This window comes from Pseudoalteromonas sp. NCIMB 1079, assembly GCF_040567695.1.
GTDB classification, from domain to species: domain Bacteria; phylum Pseudomonadota; class Gammaproteobacteria; order Enterobacterales; family Alteromonadaceae; genus Pseudoalteromonas; species Pseudoalteromonas distincta.
Genome location: NZ_JBEWZA010000001.1, coordinates 2,996,191 through 3,019,653 on the forward strand (window position 1 = coordinate 2,996,191; position 23,463 = coordinate 3,019,653).

19 protein-coding genes are annotated in these 23,463 nt (G+C 39.4%); 2 read left to right on the forward strand and 17 right to left on the reverse strand.

Translation table 11 applies throughout. From position 1 onward, the window contains the following. Positions 1-28: 28 nt before the first annotated feature. Positions 29-2,293, reverse strand: coding sequence for a phosphoenolpyruvate--protein phosphotransferase (ptsP, locus tag ABX891_RS13930; RefSeq protein ID WP_101217578.1), 2,265 nt, complete (start codon positions 2,291-2,293; stop codon positions 29-31). A 30-nt stretch (positions 2,294-2,323) separates the two neighbouring features. Beyond that, a complete protein-coding gene (gene rppH / locus ABX891_RS13935) occupies positions 2,324-2,842 on the reverse strand; it encodes an RNA pyrophosphohydrolase (protein WP_002958704.1) in 519 nt (172 codons plus the stop codon). Between the two features lie 530 nt (positions 2,843-3,372). Between rppH and mutH the strand changes: the two genes are divergently transcribed. Beyond that, positions 3,373-4,044 carry a DNA mismatch repair endonuclease MutH gene (gene mutH, locus ABX891_RS13940; protein WP_354629742.1) on the forward strand — a complete coding sequence of 224 codons (672 nt, stop codon included), beginning with the start codon at positions 3,373-3,375 and terminating at the stop codon, positions 4,042-4,044. A 192-nt stretch (positions 4,045-4,236) separates the two neighbouring features. Here the strand turns inward: mutH and eno are convergent, their stop codons facing one another. The 5 genes from eno to rlmD form a co-directional block, all read right to left on the reverse strand. Next, positions 4,237-5,535 (reverse strand): phosphopyruvate hydratase, encoded by a 1,299-nt coding sequence (gene eno, locus ABX891_RS13945; protein WP_002958706.1) that lies wholly within the window; start codon positions 5,533-5,535, stop codon positions 4,237-4,239. A gap of 112 nt (positions 5,536-5,647) precedes the next feature. Next, positions 5,648-7,282, reverse strand: a complete 1,635-nt coding sequence (gene pyrG, locus ABX891_RS13950) for a CTP synthase (RefSeq protein ID WP_033020682.1) — start codon at positions 7,280-7,282, stop codon at positions 5,648-5,650. A 162-nt stretch (positions 7,283-7,444) separates the two neighbouring features. Further along, positions 7,445-8,242, reverse strand: a complete 798-nt coding sequence (gene mazG, locus ABX891_RS13955; RefSeq protein ID WP_354629743.1) for a nucleoside triphosphate pyrophosphohydrolase — start codon at positions 8,240-8,242, stop codon at positions 7,445-7,447. Between the two features lie 2 nt (positions 8,243-8,244). Next, complete coding sequence (gene relA / locus ABX891_RS13960) at positions 8,245-10,401, reverse strand: GTP diphosphokinase (protein ID WP_354629744.1); 2,157 nt, start codon at positions 10,399-10,401, stop codon at positions 8,245-8,247. Positions 10,402-10,409: 8 nt separating this feature from the next. Next, entirely contained in the window at positions 10,410-11,735 is a 1,326-nt protein-coding gene (rlmD, locus tag ABX891_RS13965; protein ID WP_354629745.1) for a 23S rRNA (uracil(1939)-C(5))-methyltransferase RlmD, read from the reverse strand. 109 nt (positions 11,736-11,844) lie between these two features. Between rlmD and barA the strand changes: the two genes are divergently transcribed. Next, on the forward strand, positions 11,845-14,619 hold the full coding sequence (gene barA, locus ABX891_RS13970) for a two-component sensor histidine kinase BarA (protein ID WP_354629746.1): 2,775 nt from the start codon (positions 11,845-11,847) through the stop codon (positions 14,617-14,619). Positions 14,620-14,698: 79 nt separating this feature from the next. Here barA and pdxJ read toward each other — a convergent pair whose 3' ends face one another. From pdxJ to rpoE, 10 genes are all read right to left on the reverse strand, one after another. Continuing rightward, positions 14,699-15,430, reverse strand: coding sequence for a pyridoxine 5'-phosphate synthase (pdxJ, locus tag ABX891_RS13975; RefSeq protein WP_007581734.1), 732 nt, complete (start codon positions 15,428-15,430; stop codon positions 14,699-14,701). 22 nt (positions 15,431-15,452) lie between these two features. Continuing rightward, positions 15,453-16,145 (reverse strand): DNA repair protein RecO, encoded by a 693-nt coding sequence (recO, locus tag ABX891_RS13980; RefSeq protein WP_024598750.1) that lies wholly within the window; start codon positions 16,143-16,145, stop codon positions 15,453-15,455. Positions 16,146-16,165: 20 nt separating this feature from the next. After that, positions 16,166-17,098, reverse strand: a complete 933-nt coding sequence (gene era, locus ABX891_RS13985) for a GTPase Era (protein WP_024598751.1) — start codon at positions 17,096-17,098, stop codon at positions 16,166-16,168. Then, positions 17,088-17,765: a ribonuclease III gene (gene rnc, locus ABX891_RS13990; RefSeq protein WP_024598752.1), complete on the reverse strand. Its 678-nt coding sequence runs from the start codon at positions 17,763-17,765 to the stop codon at positions 17,088-17,090. The genes era and rnc overlap by 11 nt, the downstream gene beginning before the upstream one ends. A gap of 2 nt (positions 17,766-17,767) precedes the next feature. After that, positions 17,768-18,703: a signal peptidase I gene (gene lepB / locus ABX891_RS13995; protein WP_007581726.1), complete on the reverse strand. Its 936-nt coding sequence runs from the start codon at positions 18,701-18,703 to the stop codon at positions 17,768-17,770. A 16-nt stretch (positions 18,704-18,719) separates the two neighbouring features. Beyond that, positions 18,720-20,507: a translation elongation factor 4 gene (gene lepA / locus ABX891_RS14000; RefSeq protein ID WP_008134818.1), complete on the reverse strand. Its 1,788-nt coding sequence runs from the start codon at positions 20,505-20,507 to the stop codon at positions 18,720-18,722. Between the two features lie 275 nt (positions 20,508-20,782). Then, entirely contained in the window at positions 20,783-21,232 is a 450-nt protein-coding gene (locus ABX891_RS14005; protein ID WP_024598754.1) for a SoxR reducing system RseC family protein, read from the reverse strand. A gap of 19 nt (positions 21,233-21,251) precedes the next feature. After that, positions 21,252-22,202, reverse strand: a complete 951-nt coding sequence (locus ABX891_RS14010) for a MucB/RseB C-terminal domain-containing protein (protein WP_024598755.1) — start codon at positions 22,200-22,202, stop codon at positions 21,252-21,254. Positions 22,203-22,206: 4 nt separating this feature from the next. Continuing rightward, entirely contained in the window at positions 22,207-22,824 is a 618-nt protein-coding gene (locus ABX891_RS14015; protein WP_007581717.1) for a sigma-E factor negative regulatory protein, read from the reverse strand. A 1-nt stretch (position 22,825) separates the two neighbouring features. Then, on the reverse strand, positions 22,826-23,407 hold the full coding sequence (rpoE, locus tag ABX891_RS14020) for an RNA polymerase sigma factor RpoE (protein WP_002958721.1): 582 nt from the start codon (positions 23,405-23,407) through the stop codon (positions 22,826-22,828). Positions 23,408-23,463 lie beyond the last annotated feature (56 nt).

Below are 23,463 nucleotides of genomic sequence, written 5' to 3' on the forward strand. Positions count from 1 at the left end.
TGTATTGCAATTAATTAGGTGTACAAGCTTATTTTGGGGTGTAAAACAAATCACCTAATTTATGCTCTAGCATAAAGCTTCGCGTTAAACGTAGTACTTGTTTGGCTGTGGATTGCGCTAAACATTCACTTAGTAGTTGTTCCATGTCACTGACATTTAAACGCCTAAGTACCCACTTCACTTTATTAAGCGATGATAAATTCATACTCAGGCGTCTGTAACCCATGGCAATAAGTAAAATAGCTCCTTCAGGATCGCCGCCTAGTTCACCACACAAACTAAATGGCAGTTCATATTGCTCACATTCGTGCGCCACTTTATTTAGTACTCTTAGTACACCTGGGTGATAAGGGTTAAAAAGTTCGGCTACACGTGCATTAGCCCTGTCTACTGCTAATAAATACTGTGTTAAATCGTTACTGCCTACTGAGCAAAAATCGACTTTTTTTGACCACTCTGGAAGCATAAATACACTTGAAGGTACTTCCAGCATTATTCCTATGTCGGGTCTTTCTATGGTTTGCTCTGGGTATTTTTCACTTAACTCAAAATAAGCCTGTTCAAATAACGCAAGTGACTCATCAACTTCTTCAGTGCCACTGATCATAGGGAGCATTATTTTTAAATTACCCAAACCAATATTTGCTTTAAGCATCGCTTTTAGTTGATCTAAAAATAACTCTGGATGATCAAGGCTAATACGAATACCACGCCAACCTAAAAATGGGTTTTCTTCGGTAATATTAAAGTAATCAAGTACCTTATCGCCCCCAATATCCAATGTACGCATAACCACAGGATTAGGATGATAGCTAGTTAGTACTTCTCGGTACCAATTTTCTTGCTCTGATTGCGAAGGAAACTGACCCTTTTGCATAAACCACGCTTCGGTTCGATAAAGCCCCACACCGTCACAAATATGAGCGCTACTTTGCTCAGTATTAAGCTCAAGGCCTGCGTTTAATAATAAGCTAACATGTTCACCGTCAAGCGTAATTGATTCTGAGTCTTGCTCAGCTAAAAAGCGGTTATTAAGTAGGTTATCTTGATGCTGTAACTCTGTGTATTCGTCCATCAGCATTTGTGAAGGCGATATATATAAACGCCCAGCAAATGCATCTAAAATCATCGATTTGCCATTAAACTGCAGTAGAGGTAAATCTTCTATACCCCAAATAGCAGGAATGCCCATCGCACGCGTTAATATAGAAGCATGGCTATTTGCAGAGCCATTTACGCTTACAACGCCTGTTAAGTGACCTTTTGGCACTTCAGCAAGCATGGCGGGTGTTAAGGTATTAGCAATTAAAATAGTGTTGGCCGGATAATTTTTAACAGCGTGCTCGGTATTTACAAGGTGGTGTAATACGCGAAGACCAATGTCTTTAACGTCAACAGCACGCTCTTTTATATAAGGGTCTTGCATGGCATTAAATTGAGATATTAAACGCTCTATTACAATTTTTAGGGCGCTTTTAGCACACCAGCCTTCTTGTAATTGCATTTCAACATTATGCCCTAAACTTTTAGCGTCAAGCAGTTGTTGATACACATCAAATACCGCAAGAGCTTCGTGCGGAATAGAATCGCTTAGCGTCATAGATAGGGTATTAAATTCTTTGCGCGTTGCAGCTACAGCTTGAGTAAATAAACGACGCTGCTCAGTGACGTCACTGTCTTTTAAAAGCTCAATAGATTTAAAATCAAGTTTTGGTAATACAACAAATGCTTGTCCTATACCTATTCCTGGCGCGCTCGATACACCTTTTAAAACAGACGTTTGATGAGATGATTCATCTTGGCGTAGTATTTCTTTAATTTCAGCATGCGCTAACTGTGAAGCAAGTTGAGCAGAAAGTGTTATTAAAAAAGACTCTTCGTCTTGGCTAAATACACGTGCCATTTTTTGTTGGACAACAATAACGCCCAGTACTTTTTTTTGATGAACAACGGGTACAGATAAAAAAGCGTTGTAGCCTTCTTCGTTTACTTCGGGGGAGAGCTTAAAACGAGGATGCGATTTAGCAAATGCAATATTAATAGGTTCTTCGCGTTGCGCTACTAGGCCAACTAAACCTTCGGTAAAACCAATTCTAAACTTACCTACCGCATCGGGGTTTAGCCCTTCGGTTGCCATAAGTACAAAATTGTCCTGGCTGTAATCTGCAAAATAAATGGAGCAGCACTGGGTTTTCATGGCATCTTTAACCATTTGCACAAAGCACACTAATGCGCTGTCTAAATTCGCTTGTCGCGATACAGACTCCGCAATAGATCTCAGTGTAGCCAGCATACCCTGCTCCTTTATTGTATCGAGAAATTACTACCTTTTACTCCGCCAATGATCTTTATGTTGTTCTCTCTTATTAAAAGGCATGGCGAAAGGAGCAAACTCTTTCATTACTCGTCGATAAACATCCCGTTTAAACGATACAACCTGTCTTACAGGATACCAATAACTTACCCAGCGCCAATCATCAAACTCTGGATGATGGGTTTTAAGTAAATTTACATCTTCGTCTTTACAGCGTAATTTTAGTAAAAACCATTTTTGTTTTTGCCCAATACACACCGGACTAGAGTCTCGGCGGATTAATCGTTTGGGTAATTTATAGCGTAACCAATGTTTTGAGCTTGCGACTATTTCTACATCTTCTGGTCGCAACCCTACTTCTTCGTGTAATTCACGGTACATGGTTTGTTCTGCAGTTTCGCCATCATCAACACCACCTTGGGGAAATTGCCAAGAGTGTTGACCATAACGTCTGGCCCAAAAAACCTGTCCCTGATTATTGCAAATCACAATTCCGACATTGGCACGAAAACCTTCGGCATCAATCACCTTAGTGCCTCATTTGTAAGTCGATTTTTAATGATTGTTCCACATTAGCCGCAATACGGCAAATACTATTATACCCAAGCCAATTAGTGAGCTAAGTTTGAGCTTTTAGTATGTTGATAAATTAATAGAGAATAGGTAAATATTTAGAAAATAACTCAGCAAAGCTATTGCGGTTCTTGTTTTCCTCTAGTTACTCACAGTTTGTGCATAACTTTTGTAAAACACGCTCATTTTGCAAACAAATCCACAATATTAGATCTTAAAACTTAGCTTCTCCACAGATTCTGTGGATAAACATGTTCATATAGTTGTATTTATCCTTACAACTTTTAAATGGCTTAATCAAAACTGAACGTGCACATTTAAAAAAACCTGCAGAGTCAGTAACTTAAAGTAAAGTAGCTTAATTTCAATATGTGCAAAATTAACACAAACAACAAGCGAGCAAAAAACGTACAACCCTAAAGATATCCACGGCTTAGCCTATTTGCTATCATGGCTATGGTATTTATACAACCGAAATTAATAATATGCGACCTACAAAACCACACTCAATAAACGACTTAATGCAACGCGTTAACAGTATTGCCGGATTAACGCTAGGACAACTTGCTAACAAGTATAATTTTAAAACGCCAGATGATTTACTACGTGAAAAAGGCTGGACTGGGCAACTCATTGAAAACGTACTAGGCGCTACTGCAGGCTCAAAACCCCTCCCCGATTTTGAAGATTTAGGAATTGAGCTAAAAACACTGCCTATTTCTTATAAAGGTAGGCCACTGGAAACTACGTTTGTATCGGTTACACCTTTAATGAACGTGACAGGAATGACGTGGCATACCAGCTCTGTGCGTAAAAAACTAAATCATGTTTTATGGCTCCCAATTTTAAGCGAACGTGATATTGCGCCGTTTGACAGAACCATCGGCAGCGGCTTTTTCTGGCAGCCCTCACCTGAACAAGACGCTTTGTTACAACGCGACTGGGAAGAGCAAATGGAGCTAATTGCGCTAGGTAGAGTCGACGAAATATCAGGCCATTTAGGCGATGCTATGCAAATACGCCCCAAAGCTGCTCATAGTAAAATAGTCACTGATGCTATTGGCCCAAATGGGCAAATAATTAAAACCCTACCCCGTGGTTTTTATTTAAAAACCAGTTTTACAGGTGATATTTTAAAGCAGCAGTTTCAGCTATGAGTGCGTAAGAAGTTAAAGCATGAATAAAGCGTTATACTTTTGTGTTCCACTCTTTAGTGCTGCGGACATCAACAAGCTTGAAGCCTACAATTTATTTTCATCTCTTTGGAAAAAGTATCAGGCATAAAAAATCCCCGCATAGGCGAGGATTTTATCATCTAAAGTTAAAAGTTAGATTCTATATAATTAGAATTACTGACCTTTAACTTCTTTAAGACCATTGTACGGTGCTTTATCACCTAATTGCTCTTCAATACGTAGCAATTGGTTGTACTTTGCAACACGGTCAGAACGGCTCAATGAACCTGTTTTGATTTGACCTGCGGCCGTACCCACTGCTAAATCAGCAATTGTTGAATCTTCAGTTTCACCAGAACGGTGAGAAATAACAACAGTAAAACCAGCATCTTTAGCCATTTTGATTGCAGCTAAAGTTTCAGTTAAAGAACCGATTTGGTTAAACTTAATTAAGATTGAGTTAGCAATACCGTTGTCGATACCACGTTTTAAAATCTTAGTGTTAGTTACGAATAAGTCATCACCTACTAATTGGATTTTATCACCCATTAGTTTAGTTTGGTGTGCAAAGCCATCCCAATCTGACTCATCAAGACCATCTTCGATAGAAACGATTGGGTACTGATTAGTAAGATCTTGTAAGAAGAAGTTAAATTCTTCAGAAGTGAATTTTTTACCTTCACCTTTAAGATCGTAGATGTTTGCTTCTTTATCGTAAAACTCAGATGCAGCACAATCCATCGCTAAAGTAATATCTTTACCTAGCTCGTAACCTGCGTTTGCAACAGCTACTTTGATTGCAGCAAGAGCCGCTTCGTTAGATGCAAGGTTAGGTGCAAAACCACCTTCATCGCCAACCGCTGTTGAGTGACCATCAGCTTTAAGCACTTTAGCAAGGCTGTGGAATACTTCAGCGCCCATACGTAGGCCTTCGCGGAAGTTTTTAGCGCCAACAGGTTGGATCATGAATTCTTGAATATCTACAGAGTTATCTGCGTGCTCACCACCATTGATGATGTTCATCATTGGAAGTGGCATAGAGTAAACACCTGGTGTGCCATTTAAGTCAGCAATATGCTCATAAAGCTCAACTTTTTTAGACTGTGCAGCTGCTTTCGCAGTTGCTAGTGATACAGCTAAGATTGCGTTTGCACCTAATTTTTCTTTATTTTCGGTACCATCTAAATCTAGCATCACTTTATCAACAGCGTTTTGATCTAATGCATTTTGACCAGCTAAAGCATCAGCAATTTCTTTATTAATATAACCAACTGCTTTTAATACGCCTTTACCTAAGTAACGTGATTTATCACCGTCGCGTAACTCTAATGCTTCACGAGTACCAGTAGATGCGCCTGAAGGTGCTGCTGCACGACCCCAAGAACCATCTGCTAAATGTACGTCTGCTTCAACAGTTGGGTTACCACGCGAGTCCATAATTTCGCGACCGATTACTTTTACGATTTCTGACATCTTGATTCCTCTATATTCCCAAAATGGTGAGTTCAGCTAACTTTACTACGTTTTATATAGCTTAGTCAGCCCTTAAAACAAAAAAGCCGTGCAATATGCACGGCTTTTAAAATTACGAATTCGCTTTTTGGTGGATGTGCGCAGCTGCTACAAACCCTTCAAATAACGGATGACCATCACGTGGCGTTGACGTGAATTCCGGGTGGAACTGCGCGGCAATAAACCATGGGTGATCTTTATTTTCGATAATTTCTACCAGTTTTTTATCTTCTGATAAACCAGTAAAGCTTAAGCCTGCTTTTTCAAGTATTTCTACGAAGTTATTATTTACTTCGTAGCGATGACGATGACGTTCAACAATTTCGTCGCTGCCATATACTCCATGTACTTTAGAACCAGGCGTTAAATGACATTTTTGTGCGCCTAAACGCATAGTGCCACCTAAATCAGATTTTTCGCTACGTGTTTCAACATTACCTTCAGCATCTAGCCATTCAGTAATTAAGCCAACTACCGGTGCTTCTGAATTTGCATTAAATTCTGTAGAGTTTGCATCCGTTAAACCTGCAACATTACGTGCATATTCAATTAATGCTACTTGCATTCCTAAACAAATACCTAAGTATGGTACTTTATTTTCACGTGCATATTTAGCTGCTAAAATTTTACCTTCAACACCGCGTCCGCCAAATCCACCCGGTACTAAAATAGCATCTAAGTGTGAAAGTAATTCAACACCTTTGCTTTCTAAGTCTTGTGAATCTACGTATTCAATGTTGATTGTTAGGCGGTTTTTAAGACCCGCATGCTTTAATGCTTCGTTAACCGATTTGTACGCATCTGGTAATTCAATATATTTACCAACCATACCAATGGTCACTTCACCCGTTGGGTTAGACTCTTGATAAAGTACTTGTTCCCACTCAGCTAAATCAGCTTCTGGTGGATCTAAGTGAAAACGACGACATACAAAGTTATCTAATTCTTGTGTTTTTAATAACGCAGGAATTTTATAAATGCTGTCTACATCGGGTAGTGAAATAACCGCTTTTTCTTCTACGTTTGTGAATAATGAGATTTTTGCACGCTCATTATTAGGTAGTTTACGGTCTGAACGACAAATAAGAATATCTGGTTGAATACCTACTGAGCGCAACTCTTTAACAGAGTGCTGAGTTGGTTTCGTTTTCACTTCACCGGCAGGGCCTAAAAATGGCACTAGTGTTAAGTGAATAAATAGCGCGCGTTCGCGACCAATTTCAGTTCCCATCTGACGAATTGCTTCAATAAACGGTTGTGATTCAATATCACCTACAGTGCCGCCAATTTCTACAATAGCAATATCATAACCTTCAGCACCGTCGTATACACGTTGCTTAATATCGTTAGTGATATGTGGAATAACCTGAATAGTAGCACCTAGGTATTCACCACGGCGCTCACGACGTAATACGTCTTCATATACACGGCCTTGTGTGAAGTTATTACGACTAGTCATTTTGGTACGGATAAAACGCTCGTAGTGACCTAAATCAAGGTCCGTTTCTGCGCCGTCTTCTGTAACGTAAACTTCACCGTGTTGAATTGGGCTCATTGTGCCTGGGTCAACGTTGATGTAAGGATCCAGCTTTAAAATGGTAACATTTAAACCACGGGCTTCTAAAATAGCGGCCAGTGAAGCTGCGGCAATACCTTTACCCAACGAAGAAACAACTCCGCCAGTAACGAAGATAAATTTTGTACTCATGCGAACCCTAGAATATCAGGAATTAAAAGGAATATAACACCCGAGAAAGAGACTCTGGGTATATCATCAAGACGGGGCGAAATTGTACCAAAACACTGCTTATCAATCCAGCTAAAATTAGCTAATACGCGCACAAAAAATGTGCACTATTTAACATTAAGCCTATTTTACTTTTTTAATCGCATCCCACGCACTATCCATCTCTTCAAAGGTTGCTGTATCTAAGCTTTTACCTTGCGCATGCAAATAAGCGTTTACCTTTTCAAAACGCGCTGAAAACTTATCATTAGCGCTACGAAGCAGTTGTTCGGGATCTCGTTTAACATGGCGTACAACATTAACAGTGGCAAAAAGTAAGTCGCCGAGTTCTTCCGCTGTATGATCAGATAGCGGGTCTTGCTCAATCGCTTCTTTTACTTCAAGTACTTCTTCGCTCACTTTATCTAGTGCACCATGATAGGTTGGCCAATCAAAGCCAAGGGAAGCCACGCGTTGTTGAATTTTTTTGGCTTTACTTAAGCTTGGCATATTGCCAGGGATATCTTGCCAAAAAGAAGGGGATTCGGCTTGTGCTCTAGCACTTCGCTCCTGTGCTTTGATTGCTTGCCACTGCTGTGATAATTGCTTATCTGTTAGCTCTTTTTTTTCACCAAACACATGCGGGTGACGACGGGTAAGCTTATCGTTTAATTGCTCTACTAGATCATTAAAATCAAATAGATTTTGCTCTTGTGCAAGTTGCACATAAAAAACTATTTGAAATAGCAAATCACCCAATTCACCTTTAAGCTCATCTAAGTTGCCTGATTCAATACAGTCGGCAACTTCGTACGCTTCTTCTAGCGTATGCGGCACAATAGATTTAAAATCTTGCTTGAGATCCCACGGACAACCGCTCTTGGGATCTCGCAGTGTTTTCATTATGCTAAGAAGTTGTGTAAGCGCTGCATTATCATTCATGATTAATGACCACGCTTGGCATCATGTACACCTTCAATTTGGTGTAACTTAGAAAGAACACGGTTAGTACCCGATAAGTCATGTACTTCTATTTGCATTGTAAATATAGCTAACTGATTATCTTCAACCGTATTTACGTTCATGTTTAAAACATTTACTTTTTCGTTAGCAAGTACTGAGCTTATATCGCGTATTAGCCCTGAACGGTCGGTGGCTTCTATTTTAATACTTAGTGCGTACGAGCCGTTGATATCATCAGACCAACTTACCGAAATAACACGCTCAGGATGCTGGTTTTTTAAGTTATTAAACGAATCACAGTCTTCCTTATGAACACCTATTCCTCGACCTTGCGTTATAAAACCTATTATTTCATCGCCAGGTACTGGGCGACAGCACTTGGCTACATGGCTCATTAAGCTGCCAACGCCATCAACTACAATGCCGTTTTTGTCACCAGTTACTTTACTTGGTGCTTTAATGCGAATAACCGGCTCATCTTCAGTCCGATCACTTACAAAGTTAAGCATTTGATTGAGGCGAACATCGCCCGCACCAATCGCAACCATTAAGTCATCCAGCTCTTTAAAGTTAAAACGCTTAATGGCTGGCTCTAAATCTTTGTATGTTAAATTGAGCTTTTGTAATTCACTGTCGAGAATTTCTTTCCCCGCACTTAAGTTTTTGTCGCGGTCGAGCTGTTTAAACCAGTGATGAATTTTGGCTCTAGCACGGGATGATTTAATGTATCCTAATGACGGGTTTAACCAATCACGACTTGGATTTGGTTGTTTTTGGGTGAGTATTTCTACCTGATCCCCTGTTGTAAGTTGATGCGTAAACGGCACTATTTTGCCGAATATTTTTGCACCAATACAACGATGCCCCACATTTGAGTGGATGTAGTAAGCAAAATCAAGCGGTGTAGCGCCAAGTGGTAAATCGATAATATCGCCGCTTGGGGTAAATATGTATACGCGATCTTCTACTACTTGGTTTTTAAGCTCTTCTGCTAAATCGCCGCCATCGACTACTTCTTCTTGCCATTGCAGTAATTTACGCAACCAGCTGATTTTTTGCTCATAACCCGAGCCGCGCCCTGGTAATGCACCTTCTTTGTACATCCAGTGTGCCGCCACCCCTAACTCAGCATCTTGATGCATGTCGCTGGTACGAATTTGTATCTCTACCGTTTTACCTTCAGGTCCAAATACCACGGTATGAATTGACTGATAGCCGTTTTGTTTTGGGGTTGCTACATAGTCGTCAAACTCTTTATTAAGATGACGCCAATTGGTGTGCACAATGCCCAGCGCACCGTAGCAGTCTTGCAATCGTTCAACGACGATACGCATTGCCCGAATATCAAAAAGCTGATCAAACTCGTAGTTTTTTTGCTGCATTTTTTTATAAATGCTGTAAATGTGCTTAGGACGACCATAAACCTGGGCCTCTATGCCCGCTTCACTTAAACGGTTTTTTACTTGCTCAACCATATCTTCCATGTAGGCTTCGCGTGTAAGGCGTTTGTCGTCAAGTTGTTTGGCTATGCTTTTATAGGTGCCTGGGTGCAAATATCTAAACGATAAATCTTCCAGTTCCCATTTTAATTGCCCTATTCCTAATCTGTTTGCCAATGGTGCAAAAATATCAGCCGTTTCTTTAGCGGCAATGACGCGGTCTTCTTCATCCGCATTTTTTACATTGCGTAAATGACATACCTGCTCTGCAAGCTTAATGACCACGGCGCGCACATCTTCAACCATGGTTAATAACATTTTTCGAATATTATCAACTTGCATAGTGCCTTTACCTTGATGCGATAAAGTACTAATAGTGGCCATTTGTGCAACCCCAGTTAGCAGCATGGCAATGTTATTCCCAAGCTGCTCTTCGATGGTTTCAAGCGATATTAAGTCGTTTAAAAAATACGGGGTTAAATACGCAGTAGCTAACGATTCGGGGTCGAGATTTAGCTCAGCTAAAATTTCAACCATTTCGATTGCAGTAGTTTGCCTGCTTTCACTATCACATTTTACGCAGAGCGCTTGGGCTTTAGTAAGTAGCTCTGTTTTTTCTTCAGACAAGGCAAGAAATGAAAGCCGAGTGCTAAAATCTGTTGTCTCATCTTGTTGATGTGATTGTCGTGTAGCTACCATAATGCGTTCTACCTCCGTTGAAATAACGCCATAGTTTCAATATGCCCTGTATGAGGAAACATATTCATTAGCCCAATTTTATTAAGATCAAAGCCAGCTTGTGAAATAATTGCGCTGTCACGGGCTAAAGTAACAGGGTCACAAGAGACATATAAAATAGTTTTAAACTGCTTTAAAGGTAATTCCTCTAATACAGCCATAGCACCAGTCCTCGAAGGATCGAGTACAAGCACATCTAAGTTTTTGCTAAACCATGGGGCGCTCTGTATGCTTTGGGTTAAATCAAAGCAATGAAACTGCGCATTGGTAATAGAGTTAGTTTGCGCATTTTGAGCAGCCATTGCAACCGCTGAAGTCACACCTTCTACACCAATTAGAGATTTTGCTTGTTTTGCTAACACTAATGAGAAATTACCAATCCCACAAAATAAATCCAATAAATTTTCATCACCTTTTAAATCAAGCCAATTTGCAGCTTGCTTTAACATAGCTTCGTTAACTTGCGCATTTACCTGAATAAAATTACCTAAACCAAATTCAAATTTTAGATCAAATTCTTTAAGATAATAAAATGGCATGGCTAAGTGTGAATGTTCTATTGCATCGCTCTCGCTTTGCCATACAATTTTAAACTGCTGGCTTTTTGTTATGTGCTCAACCAAAGCCTTTGTATCATCATTAATTGCTTTAGTGTGACGAATAACAACAAAGTTTTGTTTATCACTTTGGCATAACTGTAAATGGCTTATACTGTGCAGTGCTTTGTGTTGATTAATTAAATCATCAAAAAGTGTGAAAACATCTGTAAATACTTCATCAAGTACTGCACATTTATTAATACTCACAATATTTTTTGAGCCACTTGCTCTGTAACCCACGCGCATTTTTTTAGCTGCTTTATCAAACATAACAGCTATACGAGCGCTGCGTCTGTAATGCACAGGTTTACTTAATAATGGGGTTTGCCAGTTTAAGCTGTTTAATTTAGCAAACTTACTAAATAACTGAGTAACTGCAGTTTGTTTTTCTACAACTTGTTGGCTTACTTCTAAATGCTGTAATTGGCAACCACCACACTGATTATAGTGCTCACAAAAAGCATCTACTCTTGATTCACTCGCTTGAATAACTTTAATTACTTTTGCACTGCTGTATTTAGCTTTATCTTCGACGAGTGTTGCTTTGACTGTTTCGTTTGGTAATGCACCGCTTACAAAACATACTTTATTGTTATGTTTAGCAATGCCACGCCCTTGATGATCCATTCCCGTTATAGTTAATTCTAGTGTTTGTTGCTTTAACGGTTTTTTTTTCGCTTTAAAAATTTGCGCCATTAGGCATTACCTTAACTTTATTTATGAAGCACCTATATTTAGATGCTTTAGAATGCGTGTTGAACCGTATATACTCAAGTCATACTAATAACGATAAAACGCTCTCATTATGACCAAATTAGGCTTACGCGATTCTGTTTTAACACTGACCCTGATCCCAACGGTGATCATAGGATTACTACTTGGTGGCTATTTTACAATAAATCGTTACATTGAGCTTGATGAAATTTTATATCAGCAAGGCACTACTATTTCTGAGCCCCTTGCTATTGCGCTTGAGCAACCCATGCTCGAAAAAAACAAACAGCTATTGAATCGCCTTATAAGCTACACACATAACAAGCACTCCCCTACAATTAAGTCGATTGCAATTTTTGATAAAAATAATGCGCTATTAATGACCAGTAATTATCACCGCTCATTTGAAAAGTTAATTAGTCAAAAAACGCTCATAAATTTAAAAACCACCCATGTGCAAAAGTCAGATGAGCTTGTTACATTTTTCACCCCCATTATTAACCATACAAGTCACGATTCTAAATGGGACCCGTCGGCTTTTCAGTCATCTCTGGGCACCGTTATTATACAGCTAAACAAAGACCAAGCTGTTATAGGGCAACAACGAGCTTTATTAATTAGCGGTATTGTGATTATTTTATCATTGGTGTTTGCAGCTATTTTAGCTTTAAGGTTAAGCCGCATGTTTATGACGCCGCTTAATAAGTTAGTACTTGCAACCGACAAGTTAGTTGAAGGTAAAAGAAGTACTGGCCTTAACGACAACATGATTGGTGAGTTTGAGTTACTTCGAGAAGGCTTAAACACCATTGCTCACACTATGATGAAGCAAAAAGATGAAATGCAAAAAAATATTGATCAAGCAACAAGCGACTACCGCGAAACACTAGAGCAATACGAAACGTCAAATATAGAGCTCTCGTTTGCTAAAAAAGAAGCGCAAGATGCTAACCGTGTAAAATCAGACTTTTTAGCTAAAATGAGTCACGAGCTTCGTACTCCGTTAAACGGTGTTATTGGGTTTACACGCCAGCTTTATAAAACACCGCTGAATAAACATCAAAAAGATTACCTCGACACTATTATGCTCTCAGCAAATAGTTTAATGACTATTATTAGCGACATTCTAGACTTCTCAAAACTAGAAGCAGGTGCAATGGAGCTTGAGTCGATACAGTTTCAACTTCGTGATGCTGTAAATGAAGTAATGACACTACTCGCTCCTAGCGCACACGATAAGCAATTAGAGCTATCCATTTACATTAACCAACAAGTACCGGATGACTTAACAGGCGATCCCACTCGCTTTAAACAAGTCTTAATAAACCTATTAAGTAATGCGATTAAATTTACCGAAAAAGGCTCTATTAAGGTCGACATAAGCCATCGGTTACTTGACGACGAACGCACTTCTTTACTTGTGTCAGTAACAGATACTGGCGTGGGTATACCTATGGATAAGCAAGACTCTTTATTCACTCCATTTGGGCAAGCAGACTCAAGCATTACACGTAAGTTTGGTGGTACAGGCCTTGGTCTTATTATTACCAAGCATATTGTTGAAGCAATGAGTGGTCGTATAACGTTAAATTCTGCGCCTGGTAACGGTACCTGCTTTACATTCAATAGTGTGTTTAGTTTGCCAAATCACGTATTTACAAATGACTTACCGACTAAATCGCTCATTGGTAAGCGTATCTTATATTTAGAGCCACATGAGCATACGCACCATGCCGTACTTTCGTTATTAACCCAGTGGGAATCAAACGTTACGGCATGCTTTAACGAAACTAGCTTTTTAGACGCTATAAAAAATACTGAACATAAATATGACGTTTGCTTAATTGGCCATATGGCATCAGTTGATGATATGCAGCAACTAAAAAGCTATGTAAAAGCCGTGCGTGAATCTACTGATTACTTATATTTAATGCTTAATACTGTATCGCACAATATGCGAGAAGCCTTTATAGGCAGCGGAGCTGATGCATGTTTAAGTAAACCACTTAATCACCGTAAGTTATGTGAAGTACTTGCCGCACCTTACAGACTTGACCACCCGACTCATAATATTGAACAAAACGATCAAGCTTTGCTGGCGTTAAAAGTATTGGTTGTTGATGATAACGATGCCAATTTAAAACTTCTCCATACTTTATTAAGTGAACAGATTGAAGTAATAGAAACGGCTCATAATGGTTCACAAGCATACAGCTTAAGTAAAAGTCATAAATACGACATAATTTTTATGGATATACAAATGCCAATTATGGACGGTATAACCGCATGTAAGCTTATACAAGAATCATCACTTAATGAAGATACACCCATTATCGCTGTAACGGCTCACGCCCTTCAAAGCGAAAAAGAGCAACTACTAAAAGATGGCTTTAAAGGCTATTTAACTAAGCCTATTGATGAAGATATGCTTAAACAAATTATTAGCGACCATAGTCCACAGACCCCGGTTAATCGTGATAAAACAAAAACAGATACACCGCAAAGCCCTGCACCATTTCAAAGTAGTCGAATTGATTGGGCACAAGCGCTGCAGCGTGCTGGCGGAAAGAGCGAGTTAGCGCTAGAGATGCTTAATATGCTACTTCTAAGCGTCCCTGAAACTCTTACATTGCTTGCTAAAGCGATAGAGGGTAACGATTGTCAGCAAGTCTTAAGTATTGTCCACAAGTTTCATGGCGCATGTTGCTACACGGGTGTACCTAAACTTAAATCACTCGCAGAAACAATTGAAACATCACTTAAAAATAAATGCTTGTTAGAGAATATTGAACCTGAATTATTTGAGTTACAGGACGAGCTTGAAAACCTACTTGCAGATGCAAGTGTGACCGAACTGCAAAGGTAAGGTTTTATTTTAGATACAAAAAAACGCGGTATTTACCGCGTTTTTAATTAAGCTATTTAAATACTTATGTAAGTTCGTATTACATTCTTGCTTCAATCATTAATCGTTTCATGTCGCGTACGGCTTTATCGAGTCCATCTATCGCTGCACGAGCAATAATAGCGTGGCCAATATTTAGCTCGTAAATCTCAGGCATCGCGGCAATGGGCTTAACGTTATGATAATGAAGGCCATGGCCAGCGTTAACAATCAAACCTAAGCTTGCTGCGTATTTAACACCTTCACGAATATGCTCTAACTCTTTGTGTAAATCAGTATCATTTGTTGCATCAGCATACGCGCCTGTGTGTATTTCTACATAAGGAGCACCACATTCTTTAGCTGCATCTAATTGTGCTTTATCTGCATCAATAAATAGCGATACTTTAATACCCGCATCGGTAAGCGTTTTTGTTGCGGCTTTAATTTTATCTATATTACCCGCTACATCTAAGCCGCCTTCGGTGGTTAGTTCTTCACGTTTTTCAGGCACTAGACACACATACTCGGGTTTTACTTCAAGCGCTATCTGTATCATTTCATCGGTAACAGCGGTTTCAAGATTCATGCGAGTTTGGATAGTTTTAGCCATCACATAAACGTCGCGATCTTGAATATGGCGTCTGTCTTCACGTAAGTGAATCGTAATACCGTCTGCGCCTGCATGCTCTGCTACACTTGCTGCATGAGCTGGATCTGGGTAACTTGTTCCACGCGCTTGGCGAAGTGTTGCAATATGATCTACGTTTACACCCAAAAGAATATCTTTCATTTTCTTACCTGTAAAATTACGTTTATTGAGAGGCCATAAATAGCTCACGGCTTTTTAATGGTTTACTACCTAATAAGGGTTTTAATAAATAGCGGCTTAATTGCTTTGCCATATATAGCACATCACTTTGGCTAAAGTCATGATTTGCTATGGCGTTGAGTTGTTTGCCACTAAATCCAGAACGCGTATCTTCTTGTACTAAAAAACCAAGTTCGGGGAAATAACTATACGTCTGCTTTTCATCAATTGGTTCACCATTGGCATCAAAACTAAAATCCACACCATAACCGAGTAATTCCAATAATTGAAATTCGTACGAGCGAAGTACTTCTTGTAAATTAGCTCCGCTGTTTAGATTTCCTAGGTGGGATTTATATAGCTCAAATACTTGTTCAATTGGCTCATTAACAGGAACGATGCGGTTAGTCAGCTCATTTAAATAAAAACCACAATAAAGCTCATCACCTTTTAAAAAGTGCGAATTACCATGCAGTTCAAACTTATTGATGTATTTTAAATCGTACTTGCCACTGTAATTAACAAGGAGTGCCTGAAACGGCTGAAGTTGTGCTTTATGCTTAGTGGCCTGGCGACCACTAATTCGGGCCAGCATTCTTAACTGACCAACGCCTTCTACAAGCATATCTAACATTACTTGGGAGTCACTATAAGGACGCCGATGTAATAAATACGCAGTGTAGAAGTCGCTATCCATTCACTAAGCTACTGCTTGGTTTAGTCTTCACTGTAACCTAAGCTTCTTAGTGCACGCTCATCATCAGCCCAACCCGACTTAACTTTAACCCAAAGTTCTAAAAACACTTTGTTATCAAGCATTTCTTCTATGTCTTTACGGGCTTCACGGCCAATGGTTTTTAGCTTTTCGCCTTTATTACCAATAACCATGCGTTTTTGTGTTTCGCGCTCAACAAGAATTAACCCATTTATGTGCCAAATACCGTTGTCTTGCCATTTAAACTGCTCAATTTCAACAGTCACAGAATACGGTAGTTCTTCACCCATAAAACGCATTAGCTTTTCACGGATAACTTCAGCTGCCATAAAGCGCATCGAACGGTCAGTTACGTAATCTTCAGGAAAGTAAAATTCGCAAGGAGGTAAGCGCTTAGTTACTTCTTCTTTGATTAAATCAACGTTTTTACCTTGCGTTGCCGATACTGGCATAATTCCAACAAAATCAAACTTGTCACTTAACCACTTCATATGAGGCAATACAAGATCACGGTCTTTAACTTGGTCAATTTTATTAATTACTAATAATACAGGCTTACCACTTTGTGATACTTTATTAAGTACCATATCGTCATCAGCATTCCAATGAGTGCCTTCAACAACAAAAATAATAAGTTCCACATCGCCAATAGAACTAGACGCTGCTCGGTTCATTAGACGGTTAATAGCACGCTTTTCTTCAACGTGTAGACCCGGTGTATCTATGTATACCGCTTGGTGTTTATCTACAGTATGAATACCCATAATACGGTGACGTGTAGTTTGTGGTTTACGTGAGGTAATACTCACTTTTTGCTCAATGATTTCATTAAGCAAAGTCGATTTACCTACGTTTGGTCGACCGACAATCGCCACCATTCCACAAAATGTATCTACATCACGTTCATGAGGTTGTATTAAGGTATCAAGGTTCATTTTTAAGTATCTTCAATGCTTTTTCGGCAGCTTTTTGTTCGGCCTTACGGCGCGAGCTACCAACAGAAATTATGCTATCCATTCCATCAACAATACATTCGACCGTGAATGTTTGATTGTGTGCTTGGCCTTTAGTATCAACAACCGTGTAGCCCGGTAACGATAATTTACGAGCTTGCAAATACTCTTGCAGCAGGGTTTTAGGATCTTTCTGGTTAAGCCCTGGTGAAATAGCATCCAAACGTGATTGGTACCACGCCAATATAAGGTCGCCACAACTGTCGATACCTGAATCTAAAAATGCAGCGCCTATAATAGCTTCTACTGCATCAGCAAGCGTTGACTCGCGACGGAATCCGCCACTTTTAAGCTCACCCGGCCCTAGGCGTAAATAATCGCCTAGACCAAATTCAAGACCAAACTCGGCAAGTGTTTGACCACGCACAAGTGTTGAACGCATGCGGCTTAAATCGCCTTCACGCGCTTTAGGAAATTTGGCATAAAGTGCATTGGCAATCACAAAGCTTAAAATTGAGTCGCCTAAAAATTCTAGTCGCTCATTATGTTGGCCTTTGTGGCTGCGGTGCGTCATTGCTTGCTCAAGTAAACCTTGATCAGCGAATTCATAGCCAATTTTTTTATATAATTCTGTTACATTTTTTTTCATCGTTACTGAATATTACCTAGGCGTTCAAAGCGAACACCAGTTGGAACCCATCCTGGTAAAATATCATCAGGGCCATTCTCAAATTCAAAACTCATCCATATAAAGACAGCTTTACCCACCAAGTTTTCTTTTGGTACAAAGCCCCAAAAGCGACCATCTTGGCTGTTGTCGCGGTTATCACCCATCATAAAATAATGATCAGCAGGAACAGTCCATTCATCAGAAGGTGTGCCCGGTTGCTGATAGTAACGCCCTTTTCTCTCAGGCGCTTGTGGGTTGATTAATATATCATGCGTAACTGTTGTTAAATTTTCATTCACACGAGCTAGAGGCATTGGGCCTTGTTTAAATTCGTTATCATTAATTAGTTTAAAATCAATTTTATTGAATTCATTACATAAAAGCTCACCCTGTTGGGTTTCGCCTTCTTTACAGTTTGGTTGAATATATAAACGTTTATCACGATAAACAATTTTATCGCCAGGTAAACCAATCGTACGTTTAATATAGTCAACACTTTCATCTAAAGGGTATTTAAAAACAACAATATCACCACGTTCAGGTTCACCAATATCAACTAATTGAGTACGCCAAACTGGGTCTTTTATTCCATATGAATACTTTTGTACTAAAATAAAGTCACCTACTAACAGTGTAGGCATCATTGAACCAGATGGAATTTGAAACGGTTCAAAAATAAATGATCTAAAAATAGTAATTGCTGCAATCATCGGAAAAATCGACTTTGCTGTTTCTGTTAGTACTGGTTCTGGTGCAATTAATGCCGCAGTTTCTTCATCTAACGGAGCTCCAGCAGACGTTTGCGCTATCGCTAAACGCTCCTGTCTTTTAGGTGCATACATTAAGTGATCTATTAACCATATTAAGCCTGAGCCTAAGGTTAATAGCACCAATAAAACTGAAAAATAACCAGCCATTTATAATCCTTTGTTTTTATTTACCAACTTTTAAAATAGCTAAAAACGCTTCTTGAGGCACTTCAACATTACCTACTTGCTTCATACGTTTTTTACCATCTTTTTGCTTTTTAAGTAGCTTTTTCTTACGACTCACATCGCCACCATAACACTTAGCAATTACGTTTTTACGTAACTGTTTTACCGTAGTACGTGCAATAACGTGTTGTCCAATCGCTGCTTGAATCGCAATATCAAACATTTGACGTGGAATAAGCTCTTTTAATGCATCAGCTAACTGGCGACCACGAGACTGCGCACCATCTCTATGAACAATAATCGCAAGTGCATCAACACGCTCACTATTGATTAAAATATCAACACGCACCATATCTGATGTTTGAAAGTGTTTAAAGTTATAATCAAGCGATGCAAAACCACGGCTTGTTGATTTTAATTTATCAAAAAAGTCCATTACCACTTCAGCCATAGGTAGCTCGTACGTAACAGCTACTTGCTTTCCGTGATAGGTCATTTTTGTTTGGCTACCGCGTTTTTCAATACACAAAGTAATAACATTACCTAAGTATTCTTGTGGTACCAAAATATTAGCTTCAACAATCGGCTCACGAATTTCTACAATATCGTTTACTGCAGGTAAATCAGACGGGTTATCAATCTGGAATGTACCTTCTTTAGTAACTATCTCATAGATTACCGTAGGTGCCGTTGTAATTAAATCAATATCGTATTCACGCTCTAAACGCTCTTGGATGATTTCCATGTGTAGCATACCTAAAAAGCCACAGCGGAAACCAAAACCTAGTGCAGTTGAATTCTCTGGTTCAAAGAATAACGACGCATCGTTTAAGCTTAATTTATTAAGTGCATCACGGAACGATTCATACTCATCTGATGCAATTGGAAACATACCTGCATAAACCTGTGGCTTAATTTTTTGAAAACCAGGTAAACGAAGTGGAGCAGCATTTTTTTGATGAGTAATAGTATCGCCAACTGGCGCACCATGTATCTCTTTAATGCCAGCAATAACAAACCCTACTTCACCTGTTCTTAAAATACCGGTGTTGGTTTGTTTAGGCGTAAATACACCTACTTGGTCAGCAGTATGTATATGCTCGTTCGACATTATTTTTATTTTGTCGCCTGTGCGTAATTCACCGTGCTTAATACGCACAAGTGATACAACACCTTGGTATGGGTCAAACCAAGAATCGATAATAAGCGCTTGTAGAGGTGCGTCTTTGTCGCCTACTGGCGGCGGAACATCTCTAACAATCATTTCGAGTACTTCGGCAATACCTACACCCGTTTTAGCGCTACATTGCACTGCATCAAGGGCATCAATACCAATAATTTCTTCAATTTCTTCTGCAACGCGCAAAGGATCTGCTTGCGGTAAATCGATTTTGTTAAGTACTGGAATTACTTCTAATTCCATTTCAATAGCGGTGTAACAGTTAGCTAATGTTTGTGCTTCAACGCCTTGGCCTGCATCAACAACGAGTAGCGCACCTTCACATGCGGCTAAAGAACGCGATACTTCATACGTAAAATCAACGTGCCCTGGAGTATCGATGAAATTAAGTTGATAAGTTTCGCCATCGTTCGCTTTGTAATTCAACGTTACACTTTGCGCTTTAATGGTAATACCACGTTCGCGCTCAATATCCATTGAATCCAAAACTTGTTTTTGCATTTCACGGTCGGTTAAACCGCCACAAACTTGGATCAAACGATCTGAAAGGGTCGATTTACCATGGTCAATATGGGCGATGATCGAAAAATTACGGATATGCTTCATAAACTGGATTCTATACTTCTATTTTAATGGACTAAATATGAATACCTAAGTGACTTGAAAATACTTACTTTAGGATGCCATAAGCTCAGTTTGTAAGTTACAGACTTCACTCACGCTTTTTAAGATCGGTTACAATTATTTTATTTATTAAATAACAATAAGTTATGCTTTCTTAACTTAAATAACCCAACTAGATAAAATAATTTTAAAAACCACTATTCCCTGTATTTCCAAGTTACTTTGGTATAAAACGGCAATTTTACATTTAATTGGCGTCAATCACCATCTATTTGAGTTAAAGGGATACTAATTGGGTGAATTTTTATAACTTTTATATCGTGCTTTAGCGATCTCACGCGAGTTTTAGCTATAAAAAAGCCAGTAACACCACCTAAAGCTGCAGCTAAAATTTGCCAAGCTTCGGAAGCCATAAACAATTGCGCTGCAATCAGTGCAAAAACTAAACTTAGAAGGAGCGGAAGCATGTATACCGCAAATGCATGCTTAACGACGTGACTATCGTCAAGTGACAAGGTTACCTTTTGTCCTACTTCAACAGAGGATTCAAATTTATAAGGGAAGGTTTTTTTTGCAGTGCCAAACAGCTTACCAAACACTTGTGAGCCGCAACGACCATTGCAGCCTTCACATGCTTGTTTTTGTTGCGCTTCTAAATGAGCAATGTGGCCATCGAGGGCCACAACAGTGAGGGTTTGTTCAATCATAACAATCCTTACGAATCGTTTATAATGCGCGGGTAACTGACTCAGCAATCGCTTTTGCGGTCATACTCGGTACATTACCAACAACCGATACATCAAAATTACCGCCATTATGCACATATACTGTCGTTGCACCAGAGGTTAGTGCACCACTTAAACGCTTACCCGGCAATGGACGCTGAATAAATACCGAAATTTCAACAAAACCATCAGAGAACAAGTAATAGTCTGTTAATTCGTTATTTAAATCGAGCTTATGTCTGTCTGATTTTAGTAATTCAAAGCCATCTGGTAACCAACTGATTTGCCAATTAGTAGCAGTACTATCTTCATTTACAAGTGCATCGTTTGGTAACGGCGTTGGAAAGTTTCGATTGAGCACTTCAAGTAACATACCTGCTGGCTGCTCTGTCACACTAATATGAGTAAGCTGTAACTGCTCTAAAGCTTCACCTTCGTGGTTAACGTAAGCGGCTTTTAGTAACAACGACGATTCCATATCCAGCCAAATCCAATAATTATATTTATACTCGTCTTTAGATTCTATGCGAACTAGTTGTGCAGCACGCCCTGCAATACGACCTTTACCACCTAGTACAAAATCATAGTGCGCGCTTAAGCGATCTATATCTTTAAAAAGTACTTCAGGAATTGGACCAGCTATTGAATCTGTTTTTAGAGAATATGGTTCTGACTGAGGTTCAAAATAAGTAACTTGGTTGTCAATACGGACCATTTCAAGCCCAGCACCGTTAAGTAAACTTAAATGCTCAAGTTCTGTGTCACCTTGTAAAGCATGCACCCATCGGTAGGGTTCCATTGTTTTACCTTTGACAACCACAAACGAAGCGTCAAAATTACGGGTGTGAACGGCATTAGCCATTTTTAGTAATAAATCTTTGGCAGGATTTGTGTCGTTGGCAAATGCATTAAAGCTTACTACCAACGACAGAACAAAAGTGATTACTTTCATTTAATTAGTTTTTTTCCTCAGACGCTTTGGTATTAGTTTGCGCTGTTTCTAAAGAATTCGCAACTCGTGCTTGGCGTTGATGCTCAAGAACTAATGCACCAATACGTTGTTGCTGTAATTCACGTAAACCTTGCTCTGCATTTTCAAGCGCAGGCTCAGATGAGTAACTTACTGGCGATGCCATACCTGTCAGCGGTGTGGTTTGTAGTAATGGAATTTCGCTTTGTTGCTCGTTGTTACTTTGAGGTAACGTATTAACGCCTACAATAGCAAACATTGCCACACTGGCTGCAATTGCTAGTTGAGCAACTGGCTTACGCCAATTAAAAGCCACTACTTTATTATCTTGTACTGTTTCAGTGATTGCTTGAGGCTGTGTTTTTGACTGACTAAAGTCAGCATAAACAGGCTCGCTTTCTAGTGCTAATGCAACGCGATCGCTAATATCAATATGTATGTCGTTATTATTTTTTTGAGCACGCATCGCATCACCAATTAACGCATAACGGCCAAACGTAGTTACATCTTGCTCTGCAATTTTTGCATCAGTCAGATGTTGCTCGCCATCAAGTAATGCCGATAACGCTTCGTTATCTAACTTGTTAAGGTGTGCTTTTGTCATACTAAGACTCGCCTATTAATGGGTTTAATTTGTTATCTATTGCTTCACGGGCACGAAATATACGCGAACGCACAGTCCCGACCGGGCAATCCATTACCACTGCTATTTCTTCATAGCTCATCCCTTCAATTTCTCTAAGGGTGATTGCGGTTTTAAGATCTTCAGGCAAACTATCAATCGTATTAAAAATAACAGCGCGTACTTCTTCGCTTAAAAGTAGGTTTTCAGGAGATGCATTAGATCGCATTGAATCTGCACAATCATAAAATTCGGCATCTTCGGCGTCTATATCATTTGCTGGCGGCTTACGCCCCTGGGCTACTAAGTAATTTTTAGCACAATTAACGGCAATACGGTATAACCACGTGTAAAAGGCGCTGTCACCTCTAAAGTTAGGAAGTGCACGGTAAGCTTTAATAAAAGCCTCTTGTGCTACATCAGCAATATCGCCTTGGTTTGATACATAACGTGAGATCAAACCTGCAATTTTGTTTTGATACTTCTTTACTAATAGGTTGAAGGCGTTTTTATCTCCTTGCTGGACCCTTTTTACTAGCACTAAATCTAATTCCTGCTCGCTCATTCGAGCCGGTACTCCTATGTCTGATTTTTGCTTGTTATTCATATTGTCGTCATTGT

Bases quoted from the DNA above. Each gene is read 5' to 3' on its own strand.
- ptsP (WP_101217578.1), bottom strand. From the start codon at position 2,293: ATGCTGGCTACACTGAGATCTATTGCGGAGTCTGTATCGCGACAAGCG.
- mutH (WP_354629742.1), top strand. From the start codon at position 3,373: ATGCGACCTACAAAACCACACTCAATAAACGACTTAATGCAACGCGTT.
- eno (WP_002958706.1), bottom strand. From the start codon at position 5,535: ATGTCAGAAATCGTAAAAGTAATCGGTCGCGAAATTATGGACTCGCGT.
- pyrG (WP_033020682.1), bottom strand. From the start codon at position 7,282: ATGAGTACAAAATTTATCTTCGTTACTGGCGGAGTTGTTTCTTCGTTG.
- mazG (WP_354629743.1), bottom strand. From the start codon at position 8,242: ATGAATGATAATGCAGCGCTTACACAACTTCTTAGCATAATGAAAACA.
- relA (WP_354629744.1), bottom strand. From the start codon at position 10,401: ATGGTAGCTACACGACAATCACATCAACAAGATGAGACAACAGATTTT.
- rlmD (WP_354629745.1), bottom strand. From the start codon at position 11,735: ATGGCGCAAATTTTTAAAGCGAAAAAAAAACCGTTAAAGCAACAAACA.
- barA (WP_354629746.1), top strand. From the start codon at position 11,845: ATGACCAAATTAGGCTTACGCGATTCTGTTTTAACACTGACCCTGATC.
- pdxJ (WP_007581734.1), bottom strand. From the start codon at position 15,430: ATGAAAGATATTCTTTTGGGTGTAAACGTAGATCATATTGCAACACTT.
- recO (WP_024598750.1), bottom strand. From the start codon at position 16,145: ATGGATAGCGACTTCTACACTGCGTATTTATTACATCGGCGTCCTTAT.
- era (WP_024598751.1), bottom strand. From the start codon at position 17,098: ATGAACCTTGATACCTTAATACAACCTCATGAACGTGATGTAGATACA.
- rnc (WP_024598752.1), bottom strand. From the start codon at position 17,765: ATGAAAAAAAATGTAACAGAATTATATAAAAAAATTGGCTATGAATTC.
- lepB (WP_007581726.1), bottom strand. From the start codon at position 18,703: ATGGCTGGTTATTTTTCAGTTTTATTGGTGCTATTAACCTTAGGCTCA.
- lepA (WP_008134818.1), bottom strand. From the start codon at position 20,507: ATGAAGCATATCCGTAATTTTTCGATCATCGCCCATATTGACCATGGT.
- ABX891_RS14005 (WP_024598754.1), bottom strand. From the start codon at position 21,232: ATGATTGAACAAACCCTCACTGTTGTGGCCCTCGATGGCCACATTGCT.
- ABX891_RS14010 (WP_024598755.1), bottom strand. From the start codon at position 22,202: ATGAAAGTAATCACTTTTGTTCTGTCGTTGGTAGTAAGCTTTAATGCA.
- ABX891_RS14015 (WP_007581717.1), bottom strand. From the start codon at position 22,824: ATGACAAAAGCACACCTTAACAAGTTAGATAACGAAGCGTTATCGGCA.
- rpoE (WP_002958721.1), bottom strand. From the start codon at position 23,407: ATGAGCGAGCAGGAATTAGATTTAGTGCTAGTAAAAAGGGTCCAGCAA.